This window comes from Amycolatopsis sp. DSM 110486 (assembly GCF_019468465.1).
Taxonomy (GTDB): Bacteria; Actinomycetota; Actinomycetes; order Mycobacteriales; family Pseudonocardiaceae; genus Amycolatopsis.
Map to the genome: position 1 here is coordinate 9992799 of NZ_CP080519.1, position 23381 is coordinate 10016179.

Genomic DNA, 23381 nt, shown 5'->3' on the forward strand with positions numbered 1-23381 from the left:
GCGTCACCGCTGCCACACGACACTCGACTGGAGCCCCGCGGCCGGATCCGCCAGGCTGGCCGACCGCGGGACGACGTTCATCTCCGTGCTGAAGGTCGGCCCCGGCATGCGGCCGAGCGGGCGCAGCTTGTCCGGGTCCGGCTTGCAGTCACCGGCCACCAGTCCCTCGCGGAAGTGGGCGTAGACGACTGTACCCATCACCCACGTGCTCGCCCCGAGGTCGATCGCCGAGTGCAGCAGGCACTCGAAGCTCACCGGCGCCTCGGCGATGCGGGGCACCGCGATGCGCTCGCCGGGGAGCGCGGTGAGCCCGGCGGCGTCGAACTCGTCGACGTCCGGCGCGTACTCGATCGAGGTGATGACGAGCTCGTCGAGCAGCTCCGCCGTGGGGATGTTGACGACGAACTCGCGGTTCGCCCGCACGAACGTCAGCGTGTCCTTGTCACCCTTGCCGGGGACCAGTGACTTCGACACCGAGAACCCGAGCATCGGCGGGTTCGACGACACGATGTTGAAGAAACTGAACGGCGCGATGTTGGGCACGCCGTGCGGCGACAGGCAGGACACCCACGCGATCGGCCGAGGTACCACGGCGCCGCACAGCAGCTTGTAGTTCTGCAGCGGGGTCAGCGTGGCCGGGTCGTATCCGACCGTCCGTCGCTCCACCGGTGCCTCCACCTCACTGGACAAATCCGTCCACCTCCGTCAGCGGTGCCGGGCAACGACTTCGATCTCGATGGACGCCGCCGCGAACGGCGACGTGTCGACGATCGGCACGAACGTGGTGGGCGGCAGCGTCGGTCCGAAGACCATCGTGCCGACGCGTTCGACGACCGCCCGCTCGGTGGCGTCCTTCAGGTACACCGTCTGATGGACGACGTCACCGAGATCGAGACCGTAGGCCTCGAGGTATTCGGTGTGCAGCTGGTAGACGTACCAGGCCTTCGCCCGGATACCCGTGTCCGCCTCGAGATGTCCGAAGGACAGGCTGCGGCCTTCACCGGACAGCTCGGCGTTGCGGTCGACGAGCCGGCGGTTCGGGCCGTCGATCGGCACCTCGCCGCACGTGAACACGAGGCCGCCGCCCCGGACCGCGCCAACGTAGTAGCGGGCGATGTCGGCCTGCGGCAGCCGGACTTCCTTGGCGTCCCCACCGCTGCGGGGCAGGTACGCGACGGCTTCGAACGCGATGCGCGCCGCCGGGTCGGGCAACCCGCCGATGCTCAGGCCGGTGCTGGCCACCAGCCGCTTCTCGTTGTGGTCGGACAGCGCCTGCCGCGCGAGCACGACCGGCCCGTAGTAGCGCATCGATTCGGGCAGCCAGCCGTTGACCTTCAGCACGTCCTCGATGCCGCCGCCGGCGGACTCGAGCGCCGCGTCCATCTTCTGGAAGAGCGTCCACGACTGCTCGAGCGCTTCGGTGGCCTTGGGCGTGCTGAACTCCATGGCGGCGAGCTCGTCCGGCAGCGTGCCGAGCCGCGAGGGTGCCGGGGCCGGCTCCGTGCCCGTCGTGCTGGGGACGAACACGTAGTCCCCGGCGCGCACCACCGCGCTCCCGTCGGCGGCGTCGACGACCTGGACGCCACCCTCGCCGGTGTAGGCGACGGCGTCGAGGTAGACCTCGACCTCCTTGTCCAGGCCGTGGGACGACACGAGCACCACGCTGATCGCCGGCCGGTGCCCGCCGAGGCGGTCGCGGACGACGCGGTTGACGACGGCCAGGTTCTCGCGGTCCGAGACGAAAACCCGCAGCCGGGCGACCGCGCGGAGATCGAGGCTGTAGCTCGCGAGCACCTCGCCGAGCTGGTCGAAAGCGAAGTACGCCTGCGCCGCGGCCGGCTCCTCGGGTACGTCGATCAGCATCTGGTTCCGCCGGACCCGCGCGCCGTCCGCGTCGACCTGCCGGAACGATCGGACGAGCTCCCCCGAAGGGAGGTGCGGGGTGACGGAGCCGACGAACACCAGGTCGGCCGCGCTGTCCGCGATCTTGCTGTAAGGGCCGATCAGCCGGGCCCGGCCGTCGGGCGACGTCGTGACCGTGGCGGTTTCTTCCTGTCCCATGGGGTCTCCTTCTAGTGGGGACGAACGCTGGACGGCTCGACGCCGTCAACGGAACTGGTTTCGACGGTTGCGGCGGTACCCGTGGCGAACAGGTCACGCCGGAAGACTTCGGTGATCGTGCAGACGGCGGCGAACGTGATGACCGCCAGCACCGAGAGGTAGAGGGACACCGACCAGCTGCTGCCGGTGACCGCCACGAGGGTGGCCATGATGGTGGGCGCGAACCCGCCGGCCACCACCGACGCGATCTGGTAACCGAGGCTCGCGCCGGAGAAGCGGACCTCCGCGGGGAACATCTCGACGAACATCGCGGCGAGCGGCCCGTACATCGACGAGTGGATCACGTACGCGATCACCAAACCAAGGCCGAGCAGCCACCGGTTCCCCGTGTCGGCGAGCAGGAACAGCGGCCACGCCCAGACCGCCATGGCGGCGGTCCCGATCAGGAACAGCTTCTTGCGCCCGACGCGGTCGCTGAGCCGGCCGAAGAACGGGAGCGCGACGACCTGCACCAGCCCCGCGCACATCACCAGGGCGAGCACGGTGCTGCGGGGCAGCCCGAGCACGCGGCTGCCGTAGTCGACCATCCCCGTGCTGAGGACGTAGAACGCCGCGTTGCCCACGAGGAAGGCTCCGGCCGCCTGGACTACGGCTTTGCGGTGGGTCCGGAACACCTCGACGAGCGGCTTCCTGACCGGCGACGCCTTCGCCGCGTTCGCCTCACGCAGGTGGAGAAACACGGGTGTCTCCTCGATGCGCCGCTGCACGTACATGCCGAAGAGGACGACGACGAATCCACCGAGGAACGGCAACCGCCAGCCCCACGACCGGAAGCTGTCCTCGGACAGCAGCAGGGTCAGCACCAGGAAGATCCCGTTGGCCAGCGCCGCACCGAGACACGCGCCCAGCTGGCCGAGGCTTCCGTAGAAACCCCGCAGCCGCACGGGTGCGTGCTCGGTGAGCAGCAACGCGCCGCCGGCCCACTGCGCACCGACGCCCAGCCCCTGGACGAGCCGGAGCAGCACCAGCAGTACCGGGGCGAGCACGCCCACCGAGGCGTGGGTGGGCAGCAGGCCGATCAGCGTGGTCGCGGTGCCCATGACCACCATGGCGAGCACCAGCGTCGGGCGCCGGCCCCAGCGGTCGCCCAGGTGGCCGGCGATGATGCCGCCAACCGGGCGCGCCAGGAACCCCACCGCGAGAGTGCCGAAGGCGGCGATGGTGCCGATCGCCGCGTTCTGGTCCGGGAAGAAGAGCGGGCCGAGCACCAAGGCCGCGGCCGTTGTGTAGACGTAGAAGTCCAGCCATTCGGCCGTCGTCGCCGCGACGCCCGCGACGGCGATTCGCCGCATCGCACGCTGGTCTCCCTGTTGCGAAGGCGTCGGCGTTGACGCGGTCATACGCACCTCCTGGCGTGCAGGGGAAAGGGAACCGCCCGACTGCCCTCCACGGCGAGTCCCTCGCGATCGTGCGGGCTACCTGCCGAGCGTGTTCGTAGTCTGTGGAACGTGACGCCTGAAGTCAAGACACTGTCTCATGATTTTCTTGCTCATTCGCCCCACGTGCCGAGATAACCGAGACGGCGCGACAGCTGGCGGGCTCCCTCAAGGACAGCCTGACCGACCTTGTCGACGGGCAGCAGCTCAAGCCGGTCCCCGGGCATGCTCAGCGTGACCGCACCCGCGCACGAGCCGCTCGCGTCGAAAAACGGCGAGGCGACACCGGCTCCGTTGCGGACCCAGCGACCGCGGCTCACCGAGTAGCCCAGCTTTCGATCTCGCTCGAGCGTTTCGCGGTACTCGTGGATGTCGGTGATGCTGTTCGGCGTGTGCCGTTCCAAGCCCTCGGCGAAGACGAGCTCGACCTCACTCGCCGGCATGCCGCACAGGATCGCGGTTCCGGCGGCGCCGGTGGTCAGCCGGACCGGCTTCCCGAGTTCGAGCACGTACCTGATGGGCTGGTCGCAATCGATCTTGTCCCGGAAGACCAGCCGGTGGTGCTCCCGTACGGCCAGGTAGCAGGTCTCGTTGTACACATCGACAAGCTCCTGGAAGATCGGCTTCGCCGCGTTCCAGAGGCTGTCCCGGTCACGCAGCACCGCCACGAGGGAGAACAGGCGCGAGCCCGCCGAGTACACCCCCCGCTCGCCGGTCTGTTCGACCCACCCGAGCTCCTCCAGCTGCGCGAAGATCCGACTGACAGCGCTGCGATCGACGCCAGTCTGCCGCGCTGCTTCCCGGACGCCGATCCCCGCTTCGTGCGCCGCGACCACTTCGAGCAGCACGACCGCCCGATCCAGGACACCGGGCCGCCCGGCCCCCGCCCGGTTGTTGTCCACCCCGTCGCCTACCGCGGCGCCGGCACTCTCTTGAGTCACCACACGATCTCCCTTTCATCCCGAAGCCTGTGCACGACAGTGTCTCACTAAAGGCCTTGACATCGCGACCACTCCATGCAATTTTCGAGACAGAGTCTTGCTTAACGAGACATTGGAGACGTGGTGGATCTGGACAAACTCAACGTCCGCGACTTCCTCGACGCGGCGGCGGCCCGCAACCCCGATCGGCCGTTCCTGATCTGGCACGACGAGGAACAGACCTACACCGAGTTCGCTGCCGAGGTCGACCGCGCCGCGGTCGTCTGGCACGAGATGGGTGTGCGCAAGGGAGACCGGGTCGCCTTCATGGCCGGCAACTCGCCCGGTTTCCTGCACGCCTGGCTCGGTCTCGCGAAGCTCGGCGCGATCCTGGTGGCGATCAACACCGGATTCAAGCTGGACGAGGCGCGCTACCTGGTCGAGCACTCCGAGGCGGTCGCCGTGCTGGTCGACCCGGAACATGCCGGCTTCTTCCGCACGATCCGGCGCTCCGCACCGTCGTTGCGAACCCTGTGCAGCTTCGGAGACTCGGACGCCGGGTTCACCGACTTCACCCGGGCCATGGCCCAAGCTGACCCGGCGTCGGTTCCCGCGGTCGACCTCGAAGGCGACGACGTCATCTCGCTCATCTACACGTCAGGCACCACTGGCCGGCCCAAGGGCGTCATGCAGACACACCGCAACTACGTGCTGACGGGCCAGGCCTACCCGCACTGGATGGGCATGAACAAGGGCGACCGGGTCTACGCGTGCCTGCCGTTGTTCCACATCAACTCGCAGGCGTACTCCACTATGGGCGCGATCGGCGCGGAGGGCGCGCTCGTCCTTGCGCCACGGTTCAGCGCCAGCCGGTTCTGGCCCGAGGTGCGCCGGCACCGGGTGAACGTCTTCAACTACATCGGCGCCATGGCGGTCATCCTCAGCAAGAGCGAGCCGTCATCGCACGACAGGGACCATGATGTGCGCACGGCGTACGGCGTGCCGGCCCTGCCGTACGAGGTCCGGGAACAGGTCGAGGAACGCTTCGGGCTGTCCGCGATCTCCGGGTTCGGCATGAGCGAGACGACCTACGGCCTGCTCGAGCCCGGCGACGCACCCCGCCGCCCCGGCACGATGGGCATCCCCCGGCACCACCCCGACCCGTCGGTGCCGCGGACCGAGGCGCGCATCGTCGACAAGAACGGCAACGAAGTCGGCCCAGGGCAAGTCGGCGAGCTCGTGCTCAAGAACGCCGCCATGATGCTCGGCTACTTCAGGGACCCAGAGCGCACAGCGGAAGCCCTGCGCGACGGCTGGCTGCACACCGGCGACAGCGCCTGGCGCGACGAGGACGGCTGGTTCTACTTCGTCGACCGGGTGAAGGACATCATCCGCCGACGCGGGGAGAACGTCTCATCCCTGGAGGTCGAGCAGACGCTCAACGCCCACCCGGGTGTGCGGGCCTCGGCCGTGATCGGCGTGCCGTCCGACCTGCTCGACGAAGACATCTGCGCGATCGTCATACCCCAGCCCGGCCACGCGCCGACTGCGGAAGAGCTCATCGCGTGGTGCACCGAGCGCCTGGCGCGCTTCAAAGTCCCGCGCTACATCGAGTTCGTCACTGAGATCCCGATGACTTCGACAGCCAAGATCGAAAAACACCGGCTCCGCAGCGGCGACTACGCCCGCGGCGAGCGCATCGACATCGGCGAGGCGGCTACGCGCCTGTCCGCCCCTGTGACCGCCACTAGCGGTTCGTCCCGAAGCACGGAGGAAGCATGACCACCGAAACCACGAACCCGGCTACCGGCGCCGGACAGACCACGCCGAGCGTCGAAACCGTGCGCGCGCTCATCGCCGAGCACAACAACTGGGGGCGGTGGGGCGCCGACGACCAGGTGGGCACACTCAACCACGTCACCGCTGAACACGTCGTCCAGGCCGCGGCCACGATCCGGACGGGCAAGCGGTTCTCGCTCGCGCTGCCCTTCGACGCCGACGGCCCGCAACGCGGCGGTTTCGGTCGTTTCAACCCGCTCCACCTGATGTTCCGCGACGGCGGCGACATCGCCACCGGCACGATCATCGACGACTTCTACGGCGGCAAGGACCGCTACTGCCGCGGCACCGACGACCTCATCATCATGCCGCTGCAGTCGGGCACCCAGTGGGACGCATTGGCGCACATTCTCTTCGACGGCACCATGTACAACGGCTACGAGCCGACTGCTGTCACGAGCAAGGGCGCCACGCGCAACGACATTGCGCAGGCCGCCGACCGCATCGCCGGCCGGGGCGTTCTCCTCGACCTTCCCCGGTTCAAAGGAGTCGACGCCCTCGGGGACGGCTACGCGATCACGTCCGCCGACCTCGACGGCTGCGCCGCGAGCCAGGGCGTCGAGGTGCGCCAGGGCGACTTCGTGCTGATCCGCACAGGGCAGTTGCAGGCCCGGCGCGGCAACTGGGGCGACTACGCCGGCGGCAGCGCCCCCGGCATGGGTCTCGACAGCGTGCCATGGGTGGCCGGGAAGCAGATCGCCGGCCTCGCCACGGACACCTGGGGCATGGAGGTGCTGCCGAACGAGACGCCCGACGTCTTCCAGCCGCTGCACTGTGTGTTCCTCGTGGGGATGGGCCTGTACGTGGGGGAAATCTTCGATTTCGAGACCCTGGCCGACGACTGCGCCCAAGACGGCCGCTACGAGTTCTTCTTCTGCGCGCCGCCGTTGCCGTTCAGCCGCGCAGTCGGCTCACCCGTGAACCCGATGGCGATCAAGTAGCCATGACCACGCCACTGCCCCCGAAACCGACTCCCCGCGGCGAAGAGCGCGTCTACTTCGACGCCGCAGCGGAGAATCGGCTTACATACCAGACCTGCGACACCTGCGGGTCGACCGTGTTCTACCTCCGTGACGTGTGCCCTCATTGCGGCGGTGAGAGCCTGCGGCTGCGCGACTCCGCCGGAGTCGGGAAGGTCTACAGCTACACGGTGCAGAATCGGGCGAGCCACCCGTATTTCGCCGACCGCACACCGATGACGCTCGCCCTCGTGGACCTTGAAGAAGGCTTCCGGCTGCTGGCCGACCTCACGGGAGCCGACGACGTGGAGGTGGGGATGCCCGTGGAAGTCGTGTTCCGCGAACTGGACGAGGACGTCACCCTGCCGCACTTCCGGCCCCGTGGCCGTGAGGAGGAACCGAAGTGACCATCCGCGGCAAGACCGCCATCGTCGGGATCGCCGAGGTCGACACGTTCGAGACCCGGGGACGCTCCCCGGCCGGCCTCGCGGCGGCCGCTTCGAAACGCGCCCTCGCCGACGCCGGGCTCGAGCTGTCCGATGTAGACGGTCTGTTCACCACGTCGTCGTACTACTCGATGCCCACGCTCACCATGAGCGAGTACCTCGGCATCAAGCCGAGGTACACCGACTCGACCGCGCTCGGCGGCTGCTCCTTCATCGCCCACCTCGGGCACGCGGCCGCCGCGATCGAAGCGGGACTCTGCGACGTCGCGCTCGTCTGTTACGGCAGCACCCAGCGCAGCGACCGCGGCAAGCTCGTTAGCAACGCCGAATGGCTCGCCTACGAGCAACCGTACGGCCTGCTGCACCCGGTGGGGAGCTTCGGTCTCATCGCAAACCGGCACATGGCCCAGTTCGGAACGACCAGCGAACAGCTCGCCCAGGTCGCCGTCGCCGCCAGGGAATGGGCCCTCTTGAACCCCGCCGCGCCGTACCCGAAACCGCTGACCGTCGACGACGTACTCGAGTCCACACCGATTGCCAGCCCGCTGCACAAACTCGACTGCTGCCTGGTCACCGACGGCGGCGCGGCGGCAGTGCTCACGTCAGCCGCGCGAGCGCAGGACCTGGCCAAGCCACCCGTCTACCTGCTCGGGACCGGCGAGGCCTCGAACCACCGCAACGTCTCGCAGATGCCCGACCTCACCGCGACCGAAGCCACCCACAGCGCGGAACGAGCCATGCAGATGGCCGGGGTGACCCACGCGGACATCGATACGGCGCACGTGTACGACGCGTTCACCATCAGCCTCCTGATCCTCCTCGAGGATCTCGGTTTCTGCCCGAAAGGCGAGGGCGGTGCGTTCGTAGCGGACGGCAACATCGCCCCGGGCGGTTCACTCGCGCTCAACACCAACGGCGGCGGTCTCTCCTACACGCATCCGGGCATGCTCGGCATGTTCCTGATCACCGAAGCCGTCCGCCAGTTGCGTGGTGAAGCCGGTGTGCGCCAGAAACCCGGCGCGGCGGTGTCCCTGGTCCACGGCATGGGCCTCACCCTCGCGGCCCACGCGACCGCGGTGCTCGGCATCTCGCCGTGACGGCTCCGTGAGCCTGTCCCCATCGGTGGTAGTCACCCGGGACGTAGGCAAGGCAGGGATCTGGATAACAGCCGGAAGACCGGAGCAGCCTGAGTGCCCGATACCGACGTGATGGGCGGGTGTCTTGTTCGACGCGCTGACCGACGAGCAGAGTGCCGTCGCGCGGCTGCGCCTGTGCAGCCGGCGAGACAACGGCTGGCTGACGCCGCTCGTCCAGCTCGTGGACAACGCCCCGGCCACCGAGCAGTTCGACCTGCCGGCCACCAGCGACATCGCTCTGGTGCTGGTCACGCAAGGCAGGACAACCATGGAGTCGTGGCATGGCGGCCACTGGCGCCGAGTCGAGTGCCAGCCGGGCCGGATCCGGGTGACCGCGCCCGGCCGGCCGGTCCGGCTGCGCTGGCGAGGTGACGACGGGTACCTCACCACAAACGTGTTCCTCTCCCCCAGCCTGCTCGAACGCGCCGCGGTCGATCTGCGCAGACCGGCCGCGGCGCGGATGAGCTGGCCGGACATACTCACGATCGACGACCCGGTCCTGGCGGCGGTGTCCGGCGGCCTCGGTGATGCGGCTCTGGCCGGCGCCGACCCGCTGTACGCGGAGACGGCCGCCGCCTACCTGGCCGCGCACTTGTTGACCCGGCACGGCCGGCTGCCCGCTCCGCGCCCGGCCAGCGGCGAGGACATTCGGGTGCGCAGGGCCGTCTCGTTCATCAACGAGAACCACCACTTGCCGCTCGCCCTCACGGACATCGCGGCGGCGGCCAGCCTGAGCCCGTTCCACTTCCTCCGCGTGTTCAAACGGGCGACCGGCCAGACCCCACACCGCTTCCTGACCACCGTCCGGGTGAACCGGGCGCGCCGCTACCTGGAACGCGGCGATATCTCCGTCACCGAGGTCGCTCAGCTGTGCGGCTTCGCTTCCCCCGCTCAGCTGGCCACGTCATTCCGGCGGGAAACAGGCCTGTCCCCCAGCGCCTACCGGGCGGACCGCAATAAATCGCGCGAGGAACCGCAAGCAGACGAAAGCGCTGACGGACCCAGCCTCCTAACGTCGCCGGCATGTCCACAAACGACGTGACAGTGGAGTTGGCCTGCGCGGTCAACGGCCGGGCCGTCCGGCTCGAGCTGGATCCCCGGGAATCCCTCCTGGACGTGCTGCGCGAGCGGCTTGAGCTGACCGGCACGAAAAAGGGATGCGACCAGGGTCACTGTGGTGCGTGCACGGTGCATGTGGACGGTCGGCGAGTGGTGTCCTGCCTCACGCCCGCAGTCCAGGTCATCGGCCAGGACGTGACCACCATCGAGGGCGTCTCAGGCGAGGACGACAGTCTGCACCCGCTGCAGCAGGCGTTCATCGACAACGACGCGTTGCAGTGCGGCTACTGCACGCCCGGGCAGATCATGTCCGGTCTCGCCTGCATCGCCGAGGGCCACACCGGCACCGACGACGAGATTCGCGAATACCTGAGCGGCAACATCTGCCGCTGCGGCGCCTACGTGGGCATCGTGGCCGCGGTGCGGCAGACCTCGAACGGAGCGTGACGCGATGCGTGCCTTCACCTACCTCGCGCCGGACACCGTGGACGCCACCGTGGACGCGTTGCGCACCGCGCAGCCCGGCACCAAGATTCTGGCCGGTGGCACCACTCTCTACGACCTGATGAAGCTGGACATCGAGAACCCGCCCGCGGTCATCGACGTGCACCGGATCGCCGAGCTGAGCACCATTGAAATCGGCGAGCGCGAACTCGTGTTCGGCTCCGGTGCGCGCATGGCGGACGTGGCCGACCACCCGGCGATCCGCACCGAGTACCCGGGCCTGTCCGAGTCTCTGTGGCGCGCCGCGACACAGCAGCTCCGCAACATGGCGACGCTCGGCGGGAACCTACTGCAGCGCACCCGCTGCGCCTACTTCCGTAACGGTTCGGAATTCCCGTGTAACAAGCGCGAACCGGGCAGCGGTTGTGCCGCCATCGGCGGGCACGACCGCGGCCACGCCCTATTCGGTGGGAGCGACTCGTGCATCGCCACCTACGCCGGCGACTTCGCCGTCGCGCTGATCGCATTCGACGCCTTGGTGGATGTCGCCGGGCCCAGAGGGGAACGCACCGTGCCACTCGCCGGACTCCACGTCGAGCCAGGTGACGACCCGACCCGCGAACACGTCCTCGACCCGGACGAACTCATCCTCCGCATCCGCGTGCCCGCGACCCCGGCCGGGCGCGGATCGACATACCTCAAGATCCGAGACCGCGAGTCCTACGCGTTCGCCTTGGCCTCAGTCGCCGCTGGTCTCACCTTCGACGCGAACGGCCTGATCGACGAATGCCGGATCGGCCTCGGTGGGGTGGCCACCCGGCCATGGCGGGCAACCGAAGCCGAACAGACCCTGCTCGGCCAGCGCCTGACCCCGCAGACCGCCAGACACGCCGGGGAGGTCGCCTTCGCATCAGCCCGTCGCGGTGCCTACAACGGATTCCGCGTCGAGCTGGGCATCCGCACCATTGGCGACGCACTGCGCACCGCCGGAGAGCGAGCCGCCCAATGACTGTCACAGACGCACCCTCCGCCGAAAACCGTCCCTTGGACACCCGTCGCGTCGATGCCCTGGAGAAGGTCACCGGCCGCGCCCGCTACGCAGCCGACCGCGTGCCCGAAGGCGTCGCCTACGGCGCGTGGGCCACCGCAGGGATCGGCAAGGGACGTGTCGTACGCATCGACACATCCGCCGCGGAAGCCGTGCCCGGCATCCTGCTGGTGATCACGAAGTTCGGACCGGACGAACTGCACGACGTCGGTTTCGTCATGGCCGACGGGTTCGCGGTACAGAGCCTGCAGCCATTGCGTGATGACCACATCGCCTACCGCGGACAGCCGATCGCGCTGGTCGTCGCCGACAGCCTCGTCGCGGCGACCGAAGCCTCGCAGGCGATCACGGCCGAGTATGAAACCGAACCGTTCACGGTGAAGATCGACGGCGAGGGCGCCGACCCCGTGTTGCAGGAACAGGCCATACCCGTACCAGAGCTCGCCGACATCAAGGTCGGTGATGCGGATGCGGCGTTCGAGGCCAGCCCGGTTCAGATCGCCGGGACGTACAATCACCCCCCACAGCACCCGGTGCCGATGGAACCCTTCGCGAGCGTCGTGCGCTGGGAGGGCGACAAGCTGCTCGTCCACGACAGCACACAGAACGCGAACGCGGTGCGGTTCGGCCTGGCGACCCAGCTCGGCCTCAACCCTGCGAACGTCGAAGTCACCTCGCCCTACCTCGGCGGCGGCTTCGGCAACAAGAACTCCATGTACGGGCACCTCGGGCCGATCGCGGTCGCGTCTCGCCGGCTCGGCAGGCCAGTCAAGATGGTGCTGCCGAGACCGCAGACCTTCCACGTCGGCTCCTTCCGGCCGAACTCGGTCCACCGGGTGCGCCTGGGCGCGGACGAGAACGGGAAATTGCTCGCCGCGATCCACGAGGTCGACCAGCAGACCTCGCGGCACGACCTGTTCATTTCGCTGACCACCGATGTCTCGTCCCGGCTGTACTCGGCACCGGCGTTCCGCGGCCTCCAACGTCTGGTCCGGACCGACGTGCAGACACCAGGGTTCATGCGCTCGCCGTTCGAGAGCCCGGCCATGTTCGCGTTCGAGTCCGCGATAGATGAGCTGGCGTATGCGACCGGCCGCGACCCGGTCCAGCTGCGGCTGGACAACGACGCCGTGGCCGACCCGGTCACCGGCCTGCCGTTCTCTGGCCGGCACCTGGCCGAGTGTCTGCGCCGCGGCGCGGCCCGGTTCGGCTGGGAGAAGCGTCTTCCGGCGCCGGGATCGATGATCGCCGAGGACGGTTCGCTCATCGGTTGGGGCGTCGCCGCCGGCTGTTACCCGGGCGGCATGGTGCCGAACATCGCGCACGTGTCGGCGAGGGAAGACGGCACTGTCACCGTCGCCGCCGGCGGGCATGAAATGGGCCAGGGCATCCGCTCGGCCATCGCGCTGCTCGTGGCACGGGACCTCGGCGTGTCGGTGGACAAGGTGGTCGTGGAGGTCGGCGACACCCGGGTCGCGCCGCAACACCTCACTGCCGGATCCTGGGGCACGGCGAGCGCGCTGTCGGCTGTGCAGGCCGCCATCGACGAACTGCGCAAGGCCTTGGACGTCACAGAACCCGGCGACGTCGACCTCCCGGCCGCGCTCCGTGCCAGGGGCAAATCAGTGGTGACTGCCGAGTCCGCCGTCGTCGCGCCCGGCCAGAACCGGCAGGCGCTCGACCGGCTCGGCGGCGGTCTGCTCGCTTTCGCCGGGCCGGTCTACCCGGACTTCGTCACGTTCAGCTGGGTTGCGCACTTCGTCGAGGTGCGGGTCGAACCGACCACGCGGCGCATTCGGGTGCCGCGGGTGGTCACAGTCGCGGACTGCGGCCGGGTGGCCAGCCCCGTCACCGCGGCCAGCCAGGTCCGCGGCGGGGTGGTGTGGGGCATCGGAGAGGCGCTGCGTGAAGAGAGCGCTGTGGACGAGCGGTTCGGCGGGTTCCTCAATACTTCGCTGGAGGAGTACCCGGTGCCGGTCAACGCGGACATCCAGCAGATCGAGGTGGACTTCATCGACGAACCCGACCTGCTGTTCAACCCGGTCGGTATGAAAGGCGTGGGTGAGGTGGCCATGGTCGGCTCGGCTGCCGCCGTCGCCAACGCCGTCTACCACGCAACCGGCCGACGCGTGCACCAGCTGCCGATCCGGCTGGAACATGTCCTCTGAACAGGTGGCGGCTCCATCGGCCGCCCCACTCGCCCACAGATTCGGTCCCCGACCCTCGCTCAGCCGGCCGGATGCCCTCACTCCCGCGGCGCTGGGCGACGCCCGCCGGCACCAGCCACTTCGCGGCCTGGCAGGTTTGGGCTTCGTCGTCCCTGTCACTGCGCTGCTGTCCGTATCCGCCGGCGGGGCCTACAACTCGCTGGTCCTGCTCGGGCCGATCATCACGTTCGCGTTGCCGATCATGGCCATGGTCGCGTTCTGGTGGGAAGACTGGCCGGGCACGCTTCTCCCGCGCCCTTGGTCCGGTTTGTACGACACCGCGATCATCGTCGTCGGCGGCATACTGCTCGCCGTGCTCGGCCAGCTCGTGGTCAACGGGCCAGACCTGGTCGGGGTGTTCGCGCCGAGTTCCGACCACCCCGGCCTGTATCCGGCGTCGAACTCCTTGGCCGGCAGCATCTTCACGATCATCCTGCAGCTGACGCTCGTGTGCGAACGCCGGCCGCTGGGCCGCCTCGGCCGCATCCCCTCGGGCCTCGCCGCCGTGGGGCTGTGCTGGGCGCTCGGCTTGGTCGCCTGGCTGGCGATGGTGCGCTCGAACGCGATCGACTCGGAGAACTACGGCGCCTGGTTCACCTCGATCGGCGCGTGGCAGATGTTCTTCTGGGTCGCGTTGCGCGGCTGGCCGTTCGCACGGATCGACCGGACGTGGTTGCGGCTGCTGGTCGGCAACATCGTCGTGATCGCCTGTGGGTGGGGCGGCTATCTGCTCGTCGACGACGGGCTCCGCTGGCCGGGAGTCCGGATCACGGCGACCGCAGGTACCGCCGTCGGCTGCATTCTGCTGGTGACCATGTTGTTCGAGGCGTGGCCGGCGATCCGAGTGGCCCCGGCGCCCGGGCCCGGGCGCACACTCGCCGTGGTCACCGAGGTGCTTCTCACCGCGCTGCTGGTCTGGTGTTTGCCGAAACTCGCCCACGCCCTCGGCGTGCCTTCGGCTCGGGAATGGAGCTGGACCACCCAGGTCGTGCTCAACGCGCTGAGCACCGCGGTGATCTTGCACGTCGCGGTGTGGCGGCGGTGGCCGATGAGCGCCCCGAGTCCCGGATGAGCTTGGAACGGTACGCAGAGGGGCGGCGGGTGAACTCAGCCGCCCCTCTGCTTCTCTCTGTTTCAGGCGCTCTTCGGGAACGCGTGTTTGTTCCCCCCGATGACAGCGACGGCCGCGGCGATCAACAGCACCAGCGACGCCCATGTGAGCGACGCAGTGCCCAGATCCTCCACCAACAGGCCACCCAGGAGACCGCCGAGTGCGATGGACGCAGAGAAGAACGTGATGGTGATCGACTGGGCGACGTCCGAGGCCGGCCCCGTCGCGGTGATGGCGCCGCCGATGAACAGACTGGGCGAACTGCCGAACGCGAAACCCCACGCCGCGGCAGCGATGAAGACCAGCGCCGGCACTCCGGTGAACAGGGCCAGCACGAGCACGCTGACAGCGAACAGCACGGTGCTGCCCACGACGAGCTTGCGCAGGTGACGATCGATGTGCGCGCCGACAACGACAACACTCAGGACGGATGTGACTCCGAACGCGAACAGGACCCACCCGGCTTCACTTTCCATGCGCGCGAACCGCAGGTAGTCGGTGACGTAGGTGTAGAGGATGTTGTGCGCGACCATGTACGCAGTGAGGGCGAACAGGATGGTGCGCAACCCGGGAATCACTAGGACCTGCCTGACCGTGAAGCGTTCCTCCACCGGCTGACCGGACAGGTTCGGCAGCGTAACCAGCACCCAGGCCATGGTCAGCACGATCAAGGCAGCCGAGGCCCAGAACGCGAGCTGCCACCCGCCGAAGCTGCTGAGCCACGTCCCCAGCGGGATACCGAGAGCCAGTCCCAGAGGTGTGCCGGCAAGCGCGATCGCGATGGCGCGGCCCTGCCAGGCCCCGGGCGAGAGCCGAGCGGCGTACCCGGCGAGCAGGGGCCAGATCAACCCGGTCGCCAGGCCGGCGACGAACCGGATCACCATGGTCAGGGTGTAGTCGTCGCACAACGCGGTGAGGGCGTTCGTGAGGGCGACGGTGCCGAGCGCGAGTTGCAGCACGTTCTTTCGTGGCGACAGTGAAGTCAACCGCGACAGCGGGATCGCCGCCAGCGCGGTGGCGAGGGCGTAGATGGTCACGATCTGACCCGTGAGCGCAACACTCCGGTCAAGCGTGCGACTGATTTCCGGGAGCAGGCCGGCAGGCAGGCACTCGGTGAGAATGCCGATGAACCCGCTGAGGAAAAGGCCGAACAAGGCCATGCCCGGAAGACGATCCCGACCCCGAACCGCGGCGGGTGACGAAGTAGTGGTTGTTTCGGTCATTCTCACAGTTCCCTGAGCTGTTTGTGGAGAGTGCTTCACCCCGGCGGGAATAACGGACGGCCCGAGGAGCTCTCGCACCTCGGTCGGGTGGACCCGGATAGTGTTTCCGGGGACGAATTCAGCGTGCGCCGGCGGGGCAGCCCTATCCAGATCCCCGATTTGTCTACGTCCCGGGTGACTGCTACTGGCAGGGACAGGCTCGCCGGCCCCGAACGGGGACATCCGGCGTGATAATGAGGAGCATGACGATCCACTCCGATCCCCACACCGACCCGAAAGCAGTGCCGGGACCCGGCCGGGAGCGGCAGCTCGATCCGCGCACGGAGCTGAGCGAGTTCCTGCGCTCACGCAGAGCCCGGCTGAAGCCTGCCGACGTCGGCATTCCCGACTACGGCCGGCGGCGACGCGTGCCGGGCCTACGACGGGAGGAGCTGGCCCAGCTCGCCGGAGTCTCGGTCGCGTACTACACGCGCCTCGAGCAGGGCAACGGCCACAACGTCTCGGCCGAGGTACTGGACGCGATCTCCGCCGCGCTCAGGCTCTCCGACGCCGAACACGCCCACCTGCTGCACCTCGCGAAGCCGGCACCGCGCAAGCGGCGGCCGGCCCCACAACGCCAGCAAGTGCGGCCCGCCCTGCAGGAGCTGCTTTCCGCGATCGACGGCGTGCCCGCATACGTGTGGGGCCGCCGCACCGACGTACTGGCCTGGAACGGCGCGGCCTCCGCGCTGTTCGGTGACTGGGCCGCCCGCGCCCCGCGCGACCGGAACTGGGCCCGCATCGTCTTCCTCGATCCCGAAGCCCAGCGCCTGTTCGCCGACTGGGAATCCAAAGCGTCCGATGTGGTCGGACAACTGCGACTTGACGCCGGCCGGTATTCGAACGATCCACTGCTTGCCGAACTGGTCGGTGAGCTTTCTGTCAAAAGCGACGACTTCCGCAGCATGTGGGCCACCCACAACGTCAAACGGAAAACCCACGACACCATGCGGATCACGCACCCACTGGTCGGGGAGCTCACGGTCCGCTACGAAACCTTCACCCTCCCCGGCGACCAGGAACAGGCACTCGAGACCTACCACGCCGAGCCCGGTTCGGCGTCGGAGGAAGCCCTGCGCCTCCTCGCGAGCTGGGGCACGGATGCCGCCCAGCCCCGAGCGGCCGCATCACCGGACTGAGCTGCCCACTTGGGCCCGCCCTCCGCCGGTGAGCGGCCATCACCGGCATGCGGAGGTCGGAAGGCGTGCTCACGTAAGACGAACGACCGAGCGCGAAGTTGTTTCACATTGCCGGCAGAGCCCCGAGCAGAATCGCCGACCCTGGGGGCGTCAATGGTGCGCACTCCGCCGAACGTCCTCCTCTCGCCGGCACCGGATAGGCAATCCCTTAGCCGGTGCGCAGGCAAACCAGTCTGTACCTCGCCGAACCTCGCATTCCTACGACCAACAGGGACAGGTTGAAATCTGGCCTCGGCGCGATAATTTCCGGAGAAGTTCCGAAAGACCATCACCAAGGAGCGACAATGAGTTTTACCACGATCAATCCGGCTACCGGAGAATTCGTCAAAGAATTCCCCTTGCAATCAGATGAGCAAGTCTTTTCCGCACTGGAAACCGCAGACAAGCGTTACCGCGAAGATTGGAAGTTCCAACCGGTCGCGGAGCGGGCTCGGATCGTCGGTCGCGCAGCCCAGATTCTGCGCGAGAAACGAGATGAGTATGCGAAGTATCTTACTCTGGAAATGGGTAAGGTCACCCGATTCGCCTACGTAGAAGTCGACCTCGTCGCGGACATCTTGGATTACTACGCCGAAAACGGCGAACAGTTCCTCGCGCCGCAATCGTTGCCGGACGAGCCCGGCGCGACAGTGGTCACCGAGCCCATCGGCGTCATCCTGGCGATCGAGCCCTGGAATTTTCCCTACTATCAGCTTGCCCGCGTCGTCGCACCCCAGCTTGTCGCGGGCAACGTGGTCATGCTGAAGCACGCCGAGAGTACGCCACAGTGCGCGCTCGCCTTCGCCCGACTGTTCGAGGAAGCGGGCACCCCTGAAGGCGTCTACACCAATCTCTTTTGCAGCATCGAGCAAATCGCGAGCCTGATCGACGACTTCCGAGTGCGCGCCGTCACGCTGACCGGAAGTGAACGCGCCGGGACGTCCGTCGGCGCGCGGGCAGGCCACAATCTCAAGAAGGTCGTCCTCGAGTTGGGCGGCAGCGATCCCGCGCTCATTCTCGAAGGCGCCCCCCTGGAGCACGCCGCCGATCAAATCGTGATGGGTCGCACCTTCAACTCAGGACAGGGTTGCGTCAACATCAAGCGCGTTATCGTGGTGGGCCGGGAACGGGGCGAGAGGTTGCTGGCCGCACTGACAGAGCGGTTCGCGGCGATCAACGTGGGCGATCCCACGGATGAAACCACCCTACTCGGCCCCCTGGCCAGCGAACGGGGTCTGGACGGCCTGCTCAAGCAGATCGAAGACGCCAAGGCGGCGGGTGCGCGAATCGTCCATGGCGGCGGACGTGTTGACCGCCCCGGATTCTACCTCGAACCGACGATCATCACAGACATCGCCGAGGACAATCCACTCTACCAGCAAGAGGCATTCGGGCCCGTGCTGTCCTTCTACGTCGTGGACAACGAAGATGAGGCAATCGATCTGGCGAATGCCACACGGTACGGCCTGGGCGGCTACGTGTTCGACGCAGATATCGAGCACGCCAAGCAGATCGCAGCCCGAATCGAGTCCGGCATGGTGTACATCAATTCGTGCTTCGCCGACTCACCGCGACTTCCTTTTGGTGGCGTCAAGAATTCTGGATTCGGTCGCGAACTGTCGGAGCTGGGAATCGGTGAATTCCTTAACCGCAAGCTGGTGCGGGTCTCCGACCCAGCCTGAGAAGCTCTTCGTCAGCTGGGATCGACATGCCGACCGAGGTAAACACGGCCGAACAGGCCAAAGAAGGAGATTCCGAAGTGAATAGTACGGACACAGCAGCCGTCCATGGCGCACGATCCGGGCACTGCCTGTGCGGCTCGATTAGCTATCGTTTCGAGGCGCAACCCGAGACTGTCGTCCTTTGCCACTGCGATGATTGTCAGCGACACAGCGGCGCAGCGTTCTCGGTAAACGTTCTTGTAGCGCGAGACGCAGTGAAGATCGAGGGAACGCCCAGGTCACACCAAACCACTGGCTCGGAAAACGGTGAGCTGAGGGACCGACTGTTCTGCGGCGACTGCGGCACTCCGATCTTCACCATCCTTCACGAGCTTCCCGACATCATGATAGTCAAGGCGGGAACCCTCGATGACCGGACGGGACTCGAACCATCCGCCGACGTGTGGTGGCGTCGAGCGCAGGACTGGATCGAACCGCACCCCACCCGCCCGCGGTTCGACGGCGACGCGAAATAGCATCCTCGTCGAGGAAATCTCAGCATCGACTCGGCACCAGTGCCAATACCGCGCGAGCCAAACAAGCTCGAACGCGGCCCGCCGCCCTCCGCGGCGACATGCCTGGCGCGTTGGACTCAGTGGTCGGCGACTGCGGTGCGGCGCCGCACGTTCCCTCCCCCGTGCGGTGCCGCACCGCCCCGGAGTCCAGTCGGAGTGCAACATGCAGCTACCGAGGCCAGACCGGTCAAGCCCGCGCGGCTGCTCGTGCTTCCTCACTCGCGCGTACTGGATCTTCGAGTGAATGTCATAGTGCGGTTTCGTGCGCTACTACTCAACCATCGCCCCGGCCCTGCTCCCACACCTGCACGGCCGGCGGGTCACGTTCTCTGTTGACCGGACTAAGGCGCAACACGCCGCATTGAAGGTCTCCCTCGATTGATCTCGGCCGGTAGACCTTCCGCGACGACGTAGTCGGGGGAGGGCGTCAGTGCAGGAGAACCAGGGATGTGACCGCGCTGCGGAGGTGATCAGCTTGCCGAGGTGGGGGCGGGTGGTGCCGGACGGTCATGCGAGGTCCCCGGTGTCGACCGGCATCTCGGCCAGCCGCCACTCCAGCATGCCGTCGTCCAGCCGGACCGCGCGGCGCCCGCGGTCGGTCAACAGCCGCACCGCGTCGTAGGCCAGTACGCAGTACTCGCCCCGGCAGTACACGACGATGTCCACACCCTCGGGAAGTTCGTTGATCCGGTCCGCCAACTCCTCCACCGGGACGCTCAGCGCGCCCGGGATGTGACCCGCCCGGTACTCGTGCACCGGCCGGACGTCCAGCAGCACCACTTCCCCCGCTGCCGCGCGCACCTGCAACTGCTCGCGGGTGATCTCCGCTCCGGGCGCGGCTCCGAGGTAGGCCTCACGCGCCGGTGACACGGCCGGTTGGTGGGCCTGGGCAGCGGTGCGCAGCAACGCGAACAGCTGCGCGACGTCGTCGCCGGCAAGGCGATAGTGCACTCGGACCCCGTCGCGGCGGGTCGCGACGAAGCCCGCCTGTTTGAGGGTCTGCAGATGCGCGGACGCGGTCGTCAGGTTCAGCCCCGACGCGGTGGCCAGCGCGTCCACGGTGCGCTCGCCCTGTGCCAGCAGGTCGAGCAGTTCCAGACGCTTGCCGTTGGCGAGCGCCTTCCCGCTGACCGCGAACGCCTCATACAACCGCGCCTTGGCCGCCGCCTTCACCGAACCGCCGACCGGATCGGCTGTGGTGCCCTCCACCATCTTCCCATCCTCCATAAATCTATGGATTAATGTATATCAGGCGACGGACACACCACGCGGCACGCACAGGAACGGCCGAGCGCCGCTCCGGCAAGGTTGGAGAACGTTGTGAGCTTCACCGACGATCACCTGCTCCCGCTGGTCGACGAAGGACTCGGAAACAGCGCCTACCTGGTGGACCTGGGAGACGGCCGCGCGTTGGCCGTCGACGCCTCCCGGGATCTGCGGACCCTGAACACCGCCGCCCGGCGGCGTGGCCTGCGGGTCGGCTTCGCCGCAGACACCCACCTGCACGCCGATTTCCTCTCCGGTGCCGTGCAGCTCGGTCACGACACCGGAGCCACGGTGCTCGCCTCCACATCAGGAGGCCGCCTCTTCGACCACACCCCACTGGCTGATGGGGACGAGGTCGATCTCGGCGGCCTGACACTGCGGGCCCTGGCGACCCCCGGCCACACCGACGAGCACCTGTCGTTCCTGCTGCTCGACGGCAAACGCGAGCTCGGCGTGTTCACGGGCGGCTCTCTCATCGTCAATTCAGCGGCCCGCACGGACCTCCTCGGCCCGGCGCGGACCGAGGAGCTGGCCAGCGCCCAGTACCGCTCGCTGCAGCGGCTGATCACTCTGCCCGACACCGTTTCTGTGTGGCCCACCCACGGCGCGGGATCGTTCTGCTCCGCCCCTCCGGGCAGCGAACGCACATCGACCATCGGCGACCAGAAGCGCGCCAATCCGCTGCTGACGGCACCGGACGAGGACGCGTTCGTCCACGATCTGCTCGCCGGCCTCGGAACGTACCCGGCGTACTTCACCCGCCTCTCGGAAGTCAACCGTCGCGGCCCGGCGATCCTGGCCGGCGCCCCACCGATCCCCGCGCTCAGCCCTGCCACAGTGCGGGCGCTGCTCGCGGACGGGGCCACCCTCGTCGATGTCCGCCCGGCCGCCGACTTCGCCGCCGCGCACATCCCCCGCGCGGTGTCGATCCCGTTGCGCGAGCAGTTCGCGACGTGGCTGGGCTGGCTGCTACCCGACACCACCCCGCTGGTGTTCGTTCTCAACTCCGACCAAGACCCCGCCGACATCGCCTGGCAGTCCGCGAAAATCGGGTACGAACGGCTGGCCGGTCACCTGGCGGGCGGCATCGCCGCCTGGACCGGGGAGGGCGGCCAGGTACGCAGCACTGCCTTCACCACCGCCACCCGCGCCCCAGCAGGGTCCTATGTGGACGTCCGCCAGGCGCCGGAGTACCGCGCCGGCCACGTTCCGGGCGCGATCCACCTCGAACTCGGCGACCTGACCGCACACGCCGCCGACGTCCCCACCGGTGCCATCGTGGCCTGCGGGCACGGCGAACGCGCCATGACCGCCGCCAGCCTCCTCGAGCGCGCCGGCCGCACCGACCTCACCGTGCTCGACGGCGGACCCGGCGGCTACACCCGCGCCCACGACCTGACCCTCACCGGAGGGACCGGGCCGTCATGACCACAGCGGTGCGGCTGGGCCTGCGCGAGAACTGGCTCCAATTCACCCTGCTCGTCATCGTCAACGTCTGCGTCGGCGGCCTCGTCGGGCTGGAACGCACCACCGTGCCCCTGATCGGCACCGAGACCTTCGGCCTGACCAGCGACCTCGCCGTGTTCTCCTTCATCATCGCCTTCGGCATGACCAAGGCATTCACCAACCTCGCCGCCGGGGCCCTGACCGCCCGATTCACCCGCCGGCAGCTCCTGATCGCCGGCTGGCTGATCGGCATCCCCGTACCGTTCGCCCTCGCCTGGGCGCCATCCTGGGGCTGGATCATCGCGGCCAACGTGCTGCTCGGCCTCAACCAGGGACTGACCTGGTCGATGACCGTCAACATGAAGATCGACCTCGTCGGCCCGGCCCGCCGCGGACTGGCCACCGGCCTCAACGAAGCCGCCGGTTACGTCGCGGTCGGCGGCGTTGCCATGCTGACCGGCTACCTCGCCGCCACCCATGGCCTTCGCCCTGTCCCCGAGCTCATCGGGATCGTCTTCGTCGCCGCAGGACTGGGCCTGTCCCTCGTCGTGCGCGACACCGCCGCGCACGTCGCCCTGGAACTGGCGCACCACCCCACCCCCTCCGGGGGTGCGCAATCCGCGGGCCTGGCCGCCACCTTCGCCCGAACCACGTGGCGGAACCGGTCCCTGCGCGGCGCCAGCCAGGCCGGCCTGGTCAACAACCTCAACGACGGGCTCACCTGGGGCGTGTTCCCGCTGCTGTTCACCCAGCACGGACTCGGCCTCGCCGCCGTCGGCCTCATCAAAGGGCTCTATCCGCTGTTGTGGGGGCTTGGCCAGATCCCCAGCGGGCATCTTTCCGACCGCATCGGCCGCAAACCCTTCATCGTCACCGGCATGCTCGTGCAGGCCGCCGGGTTCGTGCTCGCGCTCGCCCTGCTCGCCGATCCCCTGCTCGCAGGGATCGTCTCCGCCATCGCGCTCGGCCTGGGCACCGCGATGGTCTACCCGACACTCATCGCGTCAATCTCGGACCACGCCCATCCCACCTGGCGCGCCAACGCACTTGGCACCTACCGCTTCTGGCGCGACACCGGCTACGCCGCCGGTGCCCTGCTCGCCGGCATCCTCGCCGACACCCTCGGCCTCAACACTACCGTCATCGCCGCAGCCATCCTCACCGCCGCATCCGGCCTGCTCGCCGCCCGCTGGATCACCAACCCACGCCCTCCAATCGAGCGGGGCGTCCCGACGACACCAACCGGAACCGACCAGCAGCCCAAGACGAACCGCCCGGACAACTCGACGTCCTGACCGTCCCCGCCCGGATCGACATCGGCACGATC

General features: G+C 68.1%; 20 protein-coding genes. 14 read left to right on the forward strand and 6 right to left on the reverse strand.

Annotated elements, in window-relative coordinates; translation table 11 throughout:
- Positions 1-3: 3 nt before the first annotated feature.
- From K1T34_RS48190 to K1T34_RS48205, 4 genes are all read right to left on the reverse strand, one after another.
- On the reverse strand, positions 4-666 hold the full coding sequence (locus K1T34_RS48190; protein WP_220241473.1) for a flavin reductase family protein: 663 nt from the start codon (positions 664-666) through the stop codon (positions 4-6).
- Positions 667-705: 39 nt separating this feature from the next.
- The gene (locus K1T34_RS48195; protein ID WP_220241474.1) at positions 706-2061 is read right to left on the reverse strand and encodes a RidA family protein; all 1356 of its coding nucleotides are present in this window, start codon (positions 2059-2061) and stop codon (positions 706-708) included.
- Between the two features lie 11 nt (positions 2062-2072).
- On the reverse strand, positions 2073-3413 hold the full coding sequence (locus K1T34_RS48200; RefSeq protein WP_255638096.1) for an MFS transporter: 1341 nt from the start codon (positions 3411-3413) through the stop codon (positions 2073-2075).
- Between the two features lie 197 nt (positions 3414-3610).
- Complete coding sequence (locus K1T34_RS48205) at positions 3611-4438, reverse strand: IclR family transcriptional regulator (RefSeq protein ID WP_220241476.1); 828 nt, start codon at positions 4436-4438, stop codon at positions 3611-3613.
- A gap of 123 nt (positions 4439-4561) precedes the next feature.
- Here K1T34_RS48205 and K1T34_RS48210 point away from each other — a divergent pair, with 123 nt between their 5' ends.
- The 9 genes from K1T34_RS48210 (at position 4562) to K1T34_RS48250 (ending at position 14627) form a co-directional block, all read left to right on the forward strand.
- A complete protein-coding gene (locus tag K1T34_RS48210; protein WP_220241477.1) occupies positions 4562-6199 on the forward strand; it encodes an AMP-binding protein in 1638 nt (545 codons plus the stop codon).
- Entirely contained in the window at positions 6196-7197 is a 1002-nt protein-coding gene (locus K1T34_RS48215; protein ID WP_220241478.1) for a cyclase family protein, read from the forward strand. The genes K1T34_RS48210 and K1T34_RS48215 overlap by 4 nt, the downstream gene beginning before the upstream one ends.
- A gap of 2 nt (positions 7198-7199) precedes the next feature.
- Positions 7200-7622 carry a Zn-ribbon domain-containing OB-fold protein gene (locus K1T34_RS48220; protein WP_220241479.1) on the forward strand — a complete coding sequence of 141 codons (423 nt, stop codon included), beginning with the start codon at positions 7200-7202 and terminating at the stop codon, positions 7620-7622.
- Positions 7619-8758, forward strand: a complete 1140-nt coding sequence (locus K1T34_RS48225; protein ID WP_255638097.1) for an acetyl-CoA acetyltransferase — start codon at positions 7619-7621, stop codon at positions 8756-8758. The genes K1T34_RS48220 and K1T34_RS48225 overlap by 4 nt, the downstream gene beginning before the upstream one ends.
- 124 nt (positions 8759-8882) lie before the next feature.
- The gene (locus K1T34_RS48230) at positions 8883-9839 is read left to right on the forward strand and encodes an AraC family transcriptional regulator (RefSeq protein WP_220241480.1); all 957 of its coding nucleotides are present in this window, start codon (positions 8883-8885) and stop codon (positions 9837-9839) included.
- A complete protein-coding gene (locus K1T34_RS48235) occupies positions 9821-10303 on the forward strand; it encodes a (2Fe-2S)-binding protein (protein WP_220241481.1) in 483 nt (160 codons plus the stop codon). The genes K1T34_RS48230 and K1T34_RS48235 overlap by 19 nt, the downstream gene beginning before the upstream one ends.
- A gap of 4 nt (positions 10304-10307) precedes the next feature.
- Positions 10308-11309, forward strand: coding sequence for a xanthine dehydrogenase family protein subunit M (locus tag K1T34_RS48240; RefSeq protein WP_220241482.1), 1002 nt, complete (start codon positions 10308-10310; stop codon positions 11307-11309).
- Between the two features lie 35 nt (positions 11310-11344).
- Positions 11345-13516 carry a xanthine dehydrogenase family protein molybdopterin-binding subunit gene (locus K1T34_RS48245; RefSeq protein ID WP_255638098.1) on the forward strand — a complete coding sequence of 724 codons (2172 nt, stop codon included), beginning with the start codon at positions 11345-11347 and terminating at the stop codon, positions 13514-13516.
- Between the two features lie 136 nt (positions 13517-13652).
- Positions 13653-14627 carry a hypothetical protein gene (locus tag K1T34_RS48250; RefSeq protein ID WP_255638099.1) on the forward strand — a complete coding sequence of 325 codons (975 nt, stop codon included), beginning with the start codon at positions 13653-13655 and terminating at the stop codon, positions 14625-14627.
- Positions 14628-14689: 62 nt separating this feature from the next.
- Here the strand turns inward: K1T34_RS48250 and K1T34_RS48255 are convergent, their stop codons facing one another.
- On the reverse strand, positions 14690-15967 hold the full coding sequence (locus K1T34_RS48255) for an MFS transporter (protein WP_220241485.1): 1278 nt from the start codon (positions 15965-15967) through the stop codon (positions 14690-14692).
- A gap of 164 nt (positions 15968-16131) precedes the next feature.
- Between K1T34_RS48255 and K1T34_RS48260 the strand changes: the two genes are divergently transcribed.
- From K1T34_RS48260 to K1T34_RS48270, 3 genes are all read left to right on the forward strand, one after another.
- Complete coding sequence (locus K1T34_RS48260) at positions 16132-17067, forward strand: helix-turn-helix domain-containing protein (protein ID WP_220241486.1); 936 nt, start codon at positions 16132-16134, stop codon at positions 17065-17067.
- Positions 17068-17411: 344 nt separating this feature from the next.
- Complete coding sequence (locus K1T34_RS48265; protein ID WP_220241487.1) at positions 17412-18788, forward strand: NAD-dependent succinate-semialdehyde dehydrogenase; 1377 nt, start codon at positions 17412-17414, stop codon at positions 18786-18788.
- A 26-nt stretch (positions 18789-18814) separates the two neighbouring features.
- Entirely contained in the window at positions 18815-19303 is a 489-nt protein-coding gene (locus tag K1T34_RS48270; protein WP_220241488.1) for a GFA family protein, read from the forward strand.
- A 546-nt stretch (positions 19304-19849) separates the two neighbouring features.
- On the opposite strand, the gene K1T34_RS48275 is transcribed toward K1T34_RS48270, so the two are convergent.
- Positions 19850-20554: a metalloregulator ArsR/SmtB family transcription factor gene (locus tag K1T34_RS48275; protein WP_220241489.1), complete on the reverse strand. Its 705-nt coding sequence runs from the start codon at positions 20552-20554 to the stop codon at positions 19850-19852.
- Between the two features lie 108 nt (positions 20555-20662).
- Here K1T34_RS48275 and K1T34_RS48280 point away from each other — a divergent pair, with 108 nt between their 5' ends.
- Both K1T34_RS48280 and K1T34_RS48285 read left to right on the forward strand, forming a co-directional pair.
- Complete coding sequence (locus tag K1T34_RS48280) at positions 20663-22036, forward strand: rhodanese-like domain-containing protein (protein ID WP_220241490.1); 1374 nt, start codon at positions 20663-20665, stop codon at positions 22034-22036.
- 8 nt (positions 22037-22044) lie between these two features.
- The gene (locus tag K1T34_RS48285; RefSeq protein ID WP_370643560.1) at positions 22045-23349 is read left to right on the forward strand and encodes an MFS transporter; all 1305 of its coding nucleotides are present in this window, start codon (positions 22045-22047) and stop codon (positions 23347-23349) included.
- Positions 23350-23381: the final 32 nt, after the last annotated feature.

What these genes read in the sequence shown, in the direction of transcription:
- K1T34_RS48220 (WP_220241479.1), top strand. Translation starts at nt 7,200, where the DNA reads ATGACCACGCCACTGCCCCCGAAACCGACTCCCCGCGGCGAAGAGCGC.
- K1T34_RS48240 (WP_220241482.1), top strand. Translation starts at nt 10,308, where the DNA reads ATGCGTGCCTTCACCTACCTCGCGCCGGACACCGTGGACGCCACCGTG.
- K1T34_RS48270 (WP_220241488.1), top strand. Translation starts at nt 18,815, where the DNA reads ATGCCGACCGAGGTAAACACGGCCGAACAGGCCAAAGAAGGAGATTCC.
- K1T34_RS48215 (WP_220241478.1), top strand. Translation starts at nt 6,196, where the DNA reads ATGACCACCGAAACCACGAACCCGGCTACCGGCGCCGGACAGACCACG.
- K1T34_RS48195 (WP_220241474.1), bottom strand. Translation starts at nt 2,061, where the DNA reads ATGGGACAGGAAGAAACCGCCACGGTCACGACGTCGCCCGACGGCCGG.
- K1T34_RS48265 (WP_220241487.1), top strand. Translation starts at nt 17,412, where the DNA reads ATGAGTTTTACCACGATCAATCCGGCTACCGGAGAATTCGTCAAAGAA.
- K1T34_RS48200 (WP_255638096.1), bottom strand. Translation starts at nt 3,413, where the DNA reads ATGCGGCGAATCGCCGTCGCGGGCGTCGCGGCGACGACGGCCGAATGG.
- K1T34_RS48260 (WP_220241486.1), top strand. Translation starts at nt 16,132, where the DNA reads ATGACGATCCACTCCGATCCCCACACCGACCCGAAAGCAGTGCCGGGA.
- K1T34_RS48275 (WP_220241489.1), bottom strand. Translation starts at nt 20,554, where the DNA reads ATGGTGGAGGGCACCACAGCCGATCCGGTCGGCGGTTCGGTGAAGGCG.
- K1T34_RS48235 (WP_220241481.1), top strand. Translation starts at nt 9,821, where the DNA reads ATGTCCACAAACGACGTGACAGTGGAGTTGGCCTGCGCGGTCAACGGC.